Origin of the sequence: Pectobacterium hainanensis, from assembly GCF_046237015.1 — a bacterium.
Taxonomy (GTDB): Bacteria; Pseudomonadota; Gammaproteobacteria; order Enterobacterales; family Enterobacteriaceae; genus JBJYIN01.
The window spans coordinates 134,548-147,053 of the sequence record NZ_JBJYIN010000009.1 but is presented as its reverse complement, the minus strand read 5'-3'; the positions used below and the strand labels follow the sequence as shown (position 1 = coordinate 147,053).

Here is a 12,506-nt window from a genome sequence, read left to right as displayed (position 1 = left end):
TTCACTAATGCGCCTGAACTTTTCCGACTTCGCTTCGTTTATCGCCGTCGCACGCCACAAAAGTTTCCGAGCCGCTGGTGATGAGTTGGGGCTTTCTCCCTCGGCCATTAGCCACGCCATAAAACAACTGGAACAACGGCTAAAAATCAGGCTGTTTAATCGTACTACCCGTAGCGTATCGCTTACCGAAGCGGGGTTTAATCTGTTTGAACGACTCCGTCCTGCGTTCGATGAAATTAATACCATGCTAGACGAGGTAAATTGCTTTCGTGATACGCCAATGGGCACCCTGAAAATCAACGCTTCGCGACTCGCTTCACGTTTGGTACTGATCCCGCTTATCGCCGGATTCAGCCGCCAATACCCAGATATCAATGTGGAGATAACCACGGATGACAAACTTGTCGATATCGTCCAGCAAGAATTCGACGCAGGGATCCGACTCAATACCACGGTTGAAAAAGATATGATTGCCGTGCCTATTGGGCCCAAAATCAAATTGGTTGTGGTAGCGACACCTGATTATTTAAATCAGCATCCCGCTCCGGTACATCCTTGCGAGTTGGTTAACCACCAAAGCATTATTTTTCGTTTCCAAAGTGGTCGCCCGTATCTTTGGGAATTTGAAGGTCCCGAGGGAAAACTGGAAGTGGCTCCTGTCGGTAATATCGTGTTGGATGATATGGACTCAGTGCTGGAAGCCGTTCAATGCGGTGTGGGGCTAGGTTATCTCTATTACGAGCAAGTGAAAACGCATCTTATAAGCGGCAAGCTGGTTCAAGTACTGGATGAGTGGCTCCCCGAGCGTCCTAGCTTGCAGCTCTATTATCCTAATCGTCAATATATGCCAAGCCCGCTGCGGACTTTTCTGGATTACATCAAAACGGTGTGATCCACTAAAACACAGGCTATTTCCCTTGAGATAACTCCGACTCTATGTTAATTCAATATAGAGTCAGAGCGATTAATTAACGCTGATGGATAATGAAAAAAAATATATTCAAGCTAACAAATCCAGTATCGGATTCATTAAAATAGCTCATATCTTTAATTCATTAATAATTTACTCCCCGGCTAGGAATATAAAAATCATTCATGGATTCATATTTTTCACATTTTAAAGATCGTTATTTACGACAATAAAGTGCTTGCTATTAACATCGTAATAATACCGCCAAGCGCAGGGATCATCGTTCGACGAACAATCATAAATGGTGAACATTCCCCGGCTTTACTTACGGCAATAATCACGCCAGCGACAGGTGAAATAGCTCGTCCCATTCCTGCCATCAGTTGCATGGGGAGCAACATATGAACCGCATTCATCCCGAATTTGGCAGCGATTGATTGAGCCATACCTGCGAAGGAGAAAAATGCGGCAACGCCTGAACCCGTTAAAACCGCCGTAACACCAACCAAAAGTGTCATAACGATCGTCATGCTGGTAAAACCGAAACCGGCTTTATGAGTAGCATCAAGTAAATAATCCACCGCACCGATAGTCTGCATACCTTGCGCATAAATTTCAGCACAAACTAATAGCGATACGATGCTTGAAAACATGGTGCCCATTCCTTTAAAGAATACTTGCATACCTTTACAACATTCTTTGAAATTACGTTTGATACATAATTCGAATACAAACGCGAGCAATGTTCCGGCCACCATCGCCGTCACGACATCCACTTTTACCGTGTCAATAACCAATGGGCTAAATACCAGAACCAAAATTACCGGGAAAATAGGCAGAAGCGCATATAAACGGGGCGCAGGAACATTGTCCTGTTCGTTATCTCCCTCGGCGGCCTGCTGGACAATAACTTTATGGCCATCTTTCTTATCATAGTATTTTGCAGTGAAGTAAATCAGAGTGGAAACCACAATCATCACCGCAATCGCAACAGGCATTTGGTAATGTGCGAAATATAGCGCAGTTTCGATGCCCGCATGCTTTGCCGCCAAATTTGCTGTACCGACGGCAGGCCCAAGATCCATGAAAGCACACATGCCGATCATGGCGGCTGCCGCGGCTTTACTCACCCCCAATCGGATTAAAACCGGGAAGAACGTCACCAAAAGCAGCATCGCCAACCCGGCGGCGCTTGAAATAGCAACGTGAAGCAACTGGGCAAAGATATATCCAATAGCCAGAATCAGATAAGGCGCTTTGAGCACTTCCAGAGGACGTATACAAATATCAACCATGGCTTTGGAGGCCTTGATATGATCCATATAACTGGCAAAACCACCAGCCGCCATGATGATCAAGCCAATCCCGGCAACCTGAGTAGAAAGTGAACCTTTTACAAAGGCGAAAATATCCATCCAGGTTGATCCTGTGGATTTCGCCTTGCCATAAAGAATACTGTTTTCGGGATAAAAAACAGCGGTGATCGTCAGTAATGCCAAACCTGCCAGCAATAAGATCGCCTGAGGCTGATAGTTTTTGATAATTAACCAAGCAGCGATGATGGTAATAACAATCGCGATAATAAATGCGGTCATAAAAACGCCCTTCTATTTATAAGCTGGAAACGCATTGCCCTGGATGTTTTATCTGTCATTAACGCGATCATTTTGCGTCGTTCTCATCAAGCAACATTCCGGCAACCAACGCGGCGCGCGGTACAATGTCGGCAGGCAGGATATGTTCATGAAGTGCATGGATACCGCTTCCTGTGGCACCCAACCCATCCAACGTGGGAATACCAAGGGCCGCCGTGAAATTACCATCGCTCCCCCCACCGACAGCTTTTCCAGCGACAGAAAACCCTAGCGTTGCGGCAACGTTCTGCGCACGTTTAAGCATTAACTGCGATTGAGGTGTCTGTTCCATCGGTGGACGCGTTTGTCCCCCTTCTATTTTCAGTTGAATACCTGGGATATGAGGGGAGAGATTACTGATAGCATCGTGGATACGTTGCGCTTCTTTTTCATTCGTGACGCGGGTATCGATGCCCAGTTCGGCATTATCCGCAACGACGTTCAATCGACCGCCACCACGCACGAGTCCAACGTTGACGGTTGTCCCATTCTCTGGAGCATTGAGATCGCGCAGGAACAGAATCTGAAATGCCATTTCTTCGATCGCACTGATGCCATCTCCGGGATTATTGCCAGCATGGGCTGCCAACCCAGTAATCGTGATGTGATAACGTCCCGTGCCCTTGCGAGCGACCTTCAACTCACCATTGCTCGTTGCTGGCTCAACCACCAGAACCTGAGCCGAGCCCATTGAGTGACGAGAAAGCCAATCTCTGGAGCTTGGGCTACCCAATTCTTCATCACTATTACAAAGGAAAACAATGCGCTTTCCGGACAGTAATCCAGACACTTTTAGCGCACGAACAGCCCAGATGGCCTGAATCAGGCCCGCCTTCATATCAAGGATGCCGGGGCCATATAGCTTGTCGCCTTCTTCACGAAGAGAGAGCGTCCCCTTGTCCCAGACGGTATCGAAATGGCTTAGAATCGTGGTCTGTGGACCATCCTCTCCCAGCGTAAATTTAAGCTGATTGCCGTATGTCTCTTGGATCTCTGTCTCAGCCTGAATGCCAAGGCGTTCCTGAAAAATCTGTTTCAGAACGTCGCCACATTGATCGACCGCGCCTTTATCTGTCGAAGGGGATTCTGCCAAAACCAGTTTCTGAATATCTTCTTTAATTAAATCAAAATGTTGCTCTAGATAATTCACCACACTTTTCATCTCATGACTCTCCGTAGGGTTATCGACGATTAGTATGTGATGAAATCGAAAAGAAAATGAATCAGGCGCATATGCTATTATTGTTGCCTTCAAGGCAACAATAAGGTGAAAAATATGACATTGACCACCTATCCGGAAAAATCCATCAGATATCTCTATGAGGTCGGGTTGCATGGCGGCATTCGTCGGGCGGCTGATGTACTTGGATTGAATCCATCCGTTGTTAGCCGACAGCTATCCCTTCTGGAAAGAACCTTGCAAATGCCATTGCTGGAACGACGTGGTCGAAATGTCGTGTTAACCGAAGCAGGCAGGTTACTTGCCGGAGATTACGCCATAACCCAGCAACGAAGGAATCAACTGGAAAGGCAGCTAAATGATATGCGCCACATGCGCGGAGGATCGGTCACCGTGCGTGTCGGGCAAGGTTTGGTTGAGGAAATCATCGTTCATGTGGTCAGTGAATTTTCACGGATATATCCCAATGTTTTTCTGGATATTACGTCCGGTAACATGGAAACATCGATCGAATTAATTGCAAAAGGAGAAGTCGATATGGCCGTGGGATTCGGCCCCGTCGGGCAACCAGCATTAAAACGATACAGTTACAACAGGGGGCCAATATGCGCCGTTGTTAAACATGACCATCCGATTGCCAGTTACAAGACGGTTACGGTCCAGGAACTCGCCGAACACCGGCTGATCGCCATGGGCGATAACTTCGGGCTACAGCGGTACCTCACATCAATGTTCCGCAATGAAGGGCTGATTTTCAGGCCATCCTACTGCTGTAATTTGTTCGCCAGTGCGATTGCTTTAAGTCGTGCCGGGCTGGGCATCGCTTTTATGACTGAACAAACGGTAAAGACGAATTTGCACCAGGGAGAACTGGTGGCCATCCCCATTGATCACCATATTGCACAAGAAAGTCAGTGGCATGTGCTTCGGAGTTCCGACCACCGTTTTACCCCTGCTGCTCATTATTTTTGGAAACTGTTATGCAACTTTCTGAGCGACACAAGTAAACTGAAACATCAGGGATAGCGCTATATTGTGCTTTCTCGAAGGAAACGCGCCCCCCTCAGTGATAACAGACGGAACCAACCCCGCTAATTTAATTGATCTTTTCTCGCCTTGATGGTGTCGAGCCTTTCCTGCATATCTGGGTGAGTACTTAACCAGCCGGGAATCTCCAATGATTCATGCTCATCACTGCGATCGTGGTTCATCAACGCCTGATATATCCCCTGCATCGCCTGAAGCGGTCGCCCTTGACGTTGCATTTCATCCATAGCCCAGCTATCGGCTTCGCGCTCCATGCCTCTTGAAAACTGTAGCTCATTCACAAATGCAGCCGATTGCAGCAACGTATCCCCCACCCCGCTGACATCCCCCGTCATCCACATAAAGGTCAATGACACCAGCGAAGAGCGCACTAGCATTCGCATCGAATGCCGATACGTATGGTGTCCCATTTCATGCAGCATCACGGCAGCCAATCCATTGTCATCTTTTGCCAGATTGACCAGGTCGTCAGTGATAATCAATGTGCCATCTGCCAACATAAACGCATTCGGCCCAATTGGAGCGGACATCAACTCCAGACGCAGTGGTGTTCTTTCATTACGCATCTCAGGCGGGATAACTTGCTGAAAAAGTTGCTGTATTTCCTGCTGTCGGGCCGACGATAACGTAGAAGCTTTGAAATCACCGTGTTTGAGTAACGTCTGCGTATGCTTACCAAGCTGCTGTTCAACAGCAGTGGGAATATGTAATGCAATCGTTGCACTGACCCAAGGCAGCACAACATAAACATAGCTGAACCCCATTAGAATCGTAACCAGCAGGGTCAATACCACTCCGCGCTTATAACGTTCCAGCCGATGAACCAGCCCTACCGGACGACGCTTTTCATACCATGAGCGAAAAGCCAAATCGTTATCAGGTACAAAGCGACCGCCATCTGAGAATGACAGCGTCAGAGGAATGGAACCCAACGCATCAGATACCGAAACTTGCTCTAATGGGTGGGTAATGGTCATCTGCGAGGTTTTCAGCACTAACAACGAACCGTTATCGCTCAAATCGAGAGAGGCAGCCTCACGGGCTGCCTGTCCTGGATATTGGTAATATCCTGCAACGATCATAATACGACCTTAAATGCCAACATTCAGATCGAATGCGTTAACAGCTTCTTCTGCCACCGCCGTATTTGCGCTGTCTTGATGCGCGTGCACATTCAACAGAGACAGATCGCCTTCAATCACCGTCGCATTGGCCAGATAACGAGCATGACGAACCTCGGCAACTGGCGTGGCCCATCCCAACGAAAAAACGGTAATCAAACTATTCGTTATCAGTAACCACATGTATGACATCGTTTGCATGGTAGAACGTAGCTTAATATCACCATTTATTTGCGTCTGATTAAACAGATAGTTGCGCTGTGCCACCGCCAGATAGCTACTGGAAACCAGTACGCCGAGGGCTGTCACAGCCAACACCATAATCAGATTAAAGGCGTTGTTCATCAACATCATACCCGCTACGTTCTCGGGAACCCACCCCATCACATCCATCCGAAGTAAGGAGAAAAGGAATGGACTGATCAATGAAATCCCTGCAATCGGAAAAGGAATAAAGATCAGCAAACTAATCAAAAAGAATTTAATAAAAGGCCCTTTAGCCAATTCAGCACGAAACGAAGACTCGCCAAAGAACATATTATTGACGTACAGATCGTTTTGCATCATCGCAATAATGCCTTTTACCGCGACAAGGACGGGAGTAACAATCGCGAGTATCAATAGGGTAATAAATACAGGGCTATGCGTCATCGCAGCAATGATCGCCGCAATCAACAAGCCAAGATAAGCACCTAATACCAGTAATATTGGACAAAACAGCAAAACCCAATAGGCTCTACCTGTTTTGCAATGATAATTAAAACGTACACCGCGGTAGCTTGACATAAGCGCGTTATAACGCCAACTGCGAATAATAAGCCATGGTGCCAGCCCCATCAGGGCGATTAATATCAGTGTTCCCAGAGTAGGAGACAGCGCCATCAGCGCATAAAACAGAATAATGCCGCCGATCACCAAGAGACGGCCTTTTAGAATCTGCATAGGCTGTGCATGATAGTCAAAACGGTCGCCATTAATTTCTGTATTTCCATAAAAATAACGGCGGCGGCGAACTGTCGCCCAAGCTGAATATATCCCCAAAGTCACCGCAGTTAATAATGCATTGACTAACCAGATAGAGAAATATTCACCACCGCTACCGTGAAATTTCACCTGATGACGCATTTTATTTTCCGACGTATTGATATCCATGAAACCTTTCATCCTAAAAGAAATCGTTCATTGACCCCTTATTCGTTAAGGGTCATTTAACATGTAAAAAAGCGGCTTATTAAATCATGTCGGGCCGCTTACAACAATCATCGCAAAACAATCATCACAAAAAATAATCATCATTAACCACCACCATGGTGAACAAAAACACAACAACAAAATCAGCTATTGCATCGAAATAGGGTTAGATGCTATTACACTAAAAGCTGGCCTTATCGTGCTCAAAGCATATGAAGGTGGAAACTCGTGGATGCGCGTTGCAATTCCCCATTCGCACAACCACGACATCACAGCGGCATTAGGTATAAAATCACGTCAGAGACAACAAGAATACAAGAGCAAACATCATGACAACCGCAATTCCTGTCAGCCTTCGGGTGCGCCCGATTACAGTACAAGACGACGCAGCCATCGCCTACGTTATCCGTTGCGTATCGGCTGAATTTGGTTTGACGGCCGATAAGGGCTATACCGTATCCGATCCCAATCTGGATAACCTGTTTACGCTATACAACCAGCCAAACAGCGCCTATTGGGTCGTCGAACACGAAGGTAAAGTCGTTGGCGGCGGTGGCATCGCACCGTTAATCGCGGGTGATGATGACGTGTGTGAATTGCAAAAAATGTATTTTTTACCCGTAGTGCGCGGAAAAGGACTGGCAAGACAACTCGCGTTACAGGCGCTGGAATTTGCTCGGCAGCACGGTTTTCGCCGTTGCTACCTGGAAACAACCGCCCATTTAACCAGCGCAATTCGGCTCTACCAGTCACTCGGTTTTGAACATATCCCTCATTCGATGGGAAATACCGGACATACCGACTGCGAAGTGGCCATGCTGAAAAAGCTGTGATATTTCATCTATCTTCTAACGTACAACCAACCCACAGCGCCGGTTGTACGTAAGTAAAAAAGAATGCCACCGCACTTACAACGCAAAGCGGTGGCGCCCGGTGGTTATTCCTGAGTAAGGCACCGATAACGCGAGAGCGAATCCGTTTCACGTAATTCGGGAGAGATAATCGTACTTTGATTCAATTTCAGCAGGCGTGCTTCTCTATCCGCCCAGCTGAACATATGTTCACCATCATGCATGTCCATCAAACTAAATTCATCACGACTATAATGTCCCATCCCCCATACTCGCAGCAACAGGCCCGTTCTGGCGGAATAGCCATAAATACGCTGTTTATCCAGTCTGGGTTCCGCAATTAACATAGAACCATCTTTCATCACAACCAAAACAGCATTATTTGACATTTCCCTTGAGAAGGACTGGGGATGACATTCAAAATACAAATCCTCTTCCATATCGGGTAAATAAATACCATCCTCAAACAGCGCCCATACTCTTCCTTGCTTATCTGTACGAATATCCAATGCGCCGTCACTAAAAGACAACGTTCGGGAATGACTAAGTCGATCAATACGCGTGATCGTTTTCTTTGAAAGGGACACTGAGTACAAACTACGATAATCAATAAAGTAGAGATGGTTCCCATCCCCATCTATTACCATTTTAGTTTTCTTCATCCATGACATATAGTCGGCGTAATCACTTCCCTCATCGGCCCAACTTAAGGTATCGATGATAGACAAAGATTCACGATCGAGAATAAATAAAGTGAACATTGAGGGGTCAAGAACGTAAATTCTGTTTTCATGAACCACCAATGACTTTGGAGCATTACCGATCTTGGCAGTGTTAATAATACGTTTATCTGATAAATCGACCACACTAACAGAACTTTTTTCCAGTGAGGCAAAATAACCGTATTGACCATCCTCACTCACTGCCATATCCGCAATACCTCGGCCAAACAACTCAATCAGTGGAACCTCAATGGAATATTTAGCATACTGGCGAATAGTTTCCTCTTTTTTCTCTTCACTAAAACGAGTGAACGCTGCTCGTTTATCATCATCCAATCTGGAAATATATTGTTTAGTTATTAATTCATTCACATCAAATTCAGCACGAGCAGCATCAATCACTTTATCCAAAAAATTCGGCTTCTGAAGCGAATAACGATAGACGGTTTCATAATATTTATTATCAGCCTGATGTGACCCTGCTAACAAGAAAAATGAGCCGTCTAAGGCCGCAATAGCTTTACGACCATTAAAACCAGGTAATAACACCCCCGCTGATTGGGATTCATCGATTAACTGCACTGTATTAGTATCTAACTTTTCAAGCGTCGCAGCGTGTTTTTTCCATTCATTACGGGCGGCGTCAGCATCTATTTTCTCCATGTCCTTCAAATAAATAGCTCGTTGACGATCATATTCCATCTTCGTATAAATATTCTGCACCTTCTCTCTTAATTCATCAGGCGCATGCTTCGCATACTCATCGCGGAGCATCCATGAAAAAAGAAAACCAAACGATGCTACAAAGATCAGATAGAAGATATACATGGTGCGCTTTTCGCACCATTCGATACGATAGAGCATTAACGGTAGGCACAATGCGATTCCGATAATAAAACCACCGATGTGAGCAACATTATCAACGTTAGAGGTAAAAAAACCGTAAGAAAAGAAGAAAAAAACCAATAAAAAATATTCGCTAAATGTGAGTGCACTTTCACCGTCTTCTTCTTCAGAAAAAGCAAGTTCAATACAAGCCCCCAAAATACCGGCTATCGCCCCGGATGCACCAACAGAAACAATAACAGTAAAGACGTGTTGATCAAAAACTGTTACCGCTTCATTATAATAATTCCAAATAGCACTACAAAATGAGGCGGCCAATCCACAAACAAAATACACGACAAAGAAGGTAAAGTGCCCCCATCGTTTCTCCGCTAAGCTACCAAAAACTAACAACGCAAACATATTCATTGCAAGGTGTTTTAAGTTGCCATGTAAGAATAAAGACGTGAACATTCTCCATATATCGCCGCTTAATGTTAATGCACCAACATTTCCACCCATCTTATAAAGTGAGTATACTGAGAATGTAGGTGGATAGTCATTTAACACCTCTTGAAAAATATAAACAGCTATATTTATTATTATAATAGCTGAGCAAACATATGGGTAACGAACACCCGATTTAACACTATAGCTTTTATGTAAAACACCTATTATTGACATCATTTATTCCATTAAAAATAAGCCAACCAACATAATAAATTTAATAGCGGGGGAAAATACATGCGGTAATTTGGGTGAAATTGGTCAACTTCACCCAAATTATTTTAACGGCACGCGGGCATACTTAATGACGTTTTCCGTCATCATCTTCATCATAAAAGTCTTCGTCTTCTCCTTCCTCACCGTCTTCGCCATCAGGATCCTCGAAATAGGTTCCCCAGCCGTCATAGTTCACACCATGACGTTCAGCCAGTGTCAGGAGTTGCTCTACCTGCGCATCGATTAACTCAGCATTCAACGCCACTTCGCTAATCGCATCACAACACATCAGCAAAACACCGTCCTCAACTTCGAGTTCCTCTGCATCCGTCACTTCGTAGCCGAGTTTGAATGCTTCTACAGCAACCTTTTCCAGTACGTCAAATTTCTCCGCTGAAAAATGATGCTCAATAGTATAAAGCGCATCGGGATCGCTGCCATCCTCCAGCAGTTCTTCGATGATCAGGCGTGTCTCTTCACGCTGTTCTTCCAGCAGTTCGCGGTTTGCCATGCCTCAGTCCTCATTAATCGACGTAATATTTCGTTATTGTCCCACAGCGTTGCAGAGGTCTCCACCATAAAGTTTGACATCAACACTTGAAATTGAATAATTACACATATAAAGTGAATTTATATTCAACCGATAGCGTTGAGCCACACGGAGATGTCTGTTATGAAATCGATATATAAACGTCATTTTTTAAGGTTAATGGATTTTACCCCCGAAGAAATCGCCAACCTTTTAGCCCTGTCAGCCAAACTAAAAGCCGATAAAAAAAGCGGCAACGAAACTCATCATCTGCAAGGCAAAAACATCGCACTCATCTTCGAAAAAGATTCGACCCGAACTCGCTGCTCTTTCGAAGTTGCTGCGTATGATCAGGGCGCGCGAGCAACCTATTTAGGTTCAAGCGGTAGCCAAATCGGTCATAAAGAGTCCATTAAAGACACGGCCCGGGTACTGGGAAAAATGTACGATGGTATTCAATACCGTGGCTATGGTCAGCAAATTGTCGAAACGCTGGCACAGTATGCTGGCGTCCCCGTCTGGAACGGGTTAACGGATGAATTCCACCCGACCCAACTGTTGGCAGATTTGTTAACTATGCAGGAACATTTACCGGGAAAACCACTGTCATCCATGAAACTGGCCTATGTCGGCGATGCGCGTAACAACATGGGCAATACCATGCTGGAAGCGGCTGCACTAACCGGATTAGATTTGCGTCTGGTTGCACCGACAGCCTGTTGGCCAGAAGCTGGTCTGGTTGCAGAATGTCAGGCCGCAGCCAAACAAATGGGCGGAAGCATCACATTAACGGAAGATGTTGCCACGGGCGTTGCTGGCGTTGACTTTATCTATACCGACGTATGGGTTTCTATGGGAGAACCGAAAGAGGTTTGGCAGGAACGTATTGCACTGCTAAAACCTTATCAGGTGAATATGGCAATGATTGCCGCAACAGGTAACTCACAGGTGAAATTCCTGCACTGCCTGCCAGCCTTTCATGACGATCAAACGACGCTTGGCAAACAAATGGCGGAACAATACGGGCTGTACGGTGGAATAGAAGTGACGGATGAGGTATTCGAATCAACACATAGCATCGTGTTCGATCAGGCTGAAAACCGTATGCACACGATAAAAGCCGTTATGGTCGCGACATTAAGCCAGGATTAACGCGCCACAGCGATTAGCCCTCCCCCTATAACGGGGAGGGAAATCGTCATTACCGTACCAATGAAGCGTCAATCTTCACCACGGCTTTGCGTACATGCGCTGGCTCACCAACGGCACACAATGGTTTGTGAACTTCACCTGGGAAGAAAACCACGAAGTCCCCTGCTTGCATCACAAACTGCTTTTCCTGTTCACCCGATGGCAGAAACGCAATATCTTTATCTGCCAGCCAATCCGTATCCGGCTTACCCGCAGGCAGGTTGCTAAACGTCATACCTTCGACACCAGACAGCACAATCTGGATATCCAGATATTTGGCATGATACTCAGCACGCCGTTTTTCCAGCAGGTCAGTGCTATCGTTAGAAACCAGCACAAATTCATTGTTGCCGTCGATATCATGCTTACCCAACGGCGTATCTGCCGTGATATTTTTCTTAACGTATTCGATAGCATCGCGCAGCTTGGCAGGCAGATAAGGAACCAGCTCAAGATGATGGATATTGCCTGTGATCATAACTATGTCTCCGTTTTAAAATGAAACCATGTTTTATAAAAACCGCATCATGGCAAACTTTATACTCTCCAAATATCGCCCTCGCCAGCGCGTTATCCTGAAAA

At 45.7% G+C, this 12,506-nt stretch carries 11 protein-coding genes; 4 read left to right on the top strand and 7 right to left on the bottom strand.

What is annotated here, in order from left to right:
- Nucleotides 1-7 precede the first annotated feature (7 nt).
- Entirely contained in the window at nt 8-892 is an 885-nt protein-coding gene (locus ACKPVM_RS11405; protein WP_409309161.1) for a LysR family transcriptional regulator, read from the top strand.
- 239 nt (nt 893-1,131) lie between these two features.
- On the opposite strand, the gene dcuC is transcribed toward ACKPVM_RS11405, so the two are convergent.
- Complete coding sequence (gene dcuC / locus ACKPVM_RS11400; protein ID WP_409309160.1) at nt 1,132-2,505, bottom strand: C4-dicarboxylate transporter DcuC; 1,374 nt, start codon at nt 2,503-2,505, stop codon at nt 1,132-1,134.
- Nucleotides 2,506-2,572: 67 nt separating this feature from the next.
- Nucleotides 2,573-3,706: a M20 family metallopeptidase gene (locus tag ACKPVM_RS11395; protein WP_409309159.1), complete on the bottom strand. Its 1,134-nt coding sequence runs from the start codon at nt 3,704-3,706 to the stop codon at nt 2,573-2,575.
- A 114-nt stretch (nt 3,707-3,820) separates the two neighbouring features.
- Between ACKPVM_RS11395 and ACKPVM_RS11390 the strand changes: the two genes are divergently transcribed.
- Nucleotides 3,821-4,750, top strand: a complete 930-nt coding sequence (locus ACKPVM_RS11390; RefSeq protein ID WP_409309158.1) for a LysR family transcriptional regulator — start codon at nt 3,821-3,823, stop codon at nt 4,748-4,750.
- A 65-nt stretch (nt 4,751-4,815) separates the two neighbouring features.
- Here the strand turns inward: ACKPVM_RS11390 and ACKPVM_RS11385 are convergent, their stop codons facing one another.
- Together ACKPVM_RS11385 and ACKPVM_RS11380 are read right to left on the bottom strand one after the other, a co-directional pair.
- On the bottom strand, nt 4,816-5,853 hold the full coding sequence (locus ACKPVM_RS11385; protein WP_409309157.1) for a M48 family metallopeptidase: 1,038 nt from the start codon (nt 5,851-5,853) through the stop codon (nt 4,816-4,818).
- A gap of 9 nt (nt 5,854-5,862) precedes the next feature.
- Complete coding sequence (locus ACKPVM_RS11380) at nt 5,863-7,044, bottom strand: YjgN family protein (protein WP_409309156.1); 1,182 nt, start codon at nt 7,042-7,044, stop codon at nt 5,863-5,865.
- A gap of 368 nt (nt 7,045-7,412) precedes the next feature.
- Between ACKPVM_RS11380 and ACKPVM_RS11375 the strand changes: the two genes are divergently transcribed.
- A complete protein-coding gene (locus tag ACKPVM_RS11375; protein WP_409309155.1) occupies nt 7,413-7,916 on the top strand; it encodes a GNAT family N-acetyltransferase in 504 nt (167 codons plus the stop codon).
- A gap of 104 nt (nt 7,917-8,020) precedes the next feature.
- Here the strand turns inward: ACKPVM_RS11375 and ACKPVM_RS11370 are convergent, their stop codons facing one another.
- Entirely contained in the window at nt 8,021-10,168 is a 2,148-nt protein-coding gene (locus tag ACKPVM_RS11370) for a rhomboid family intramembrane serine protease (RefSeq protein WP_409309154.1), read from the bottom strand.
- Nucleotides 10,169-10,289: 121 nt separating this feature from the next.
- On the bottom strand, nt 10,290-10,715 hold the full coding sequence (gene rraB, locus ACKPVM_RS11365; RefSeq protein WP_409309153.1) for a ribonuclease E inhibitor RraB: 426 nt from the start codon (nt 10,713-10,715) through the stop codon (nt 10,290-10,292).
- 162 nt (nt 10,716-10,877) lie between these two features.
- Here rraB and argF point away from each other — a divergent pair, with 162 nt between their 5' ends.
- A complete protein-coding gene (argF, locus tag ACKPVM_RS11360) occupies nt 10,878-11,885 on the top strand; it encodes an ornithine carbamoyltransferase (protein WP_409309152.1) in 1,008 nt (335 codons plus the stop codon).
- A 49-nt stretch (nt 11,886-11,934) separates the two neighbouring features.
- Here the strand turns inward: argF and ACKPVM_RS11355 are convergent, their stop codons facing one another.
- Nucleotides 11,935-12,402: a NanQ anomerase/TabA/YiaL family protein gene (locus ACKPVM_RS11355; protein ID WP_409309151.1), complete on the bottom strand. Its 468-nt coding sequence runs from the start codon at nt 12,400-12,402 to the stop codon at nt 11,935-11,937.
- Between the last annotated feature and the right edge of the window lie 104 nt (nt 12,403-12,506).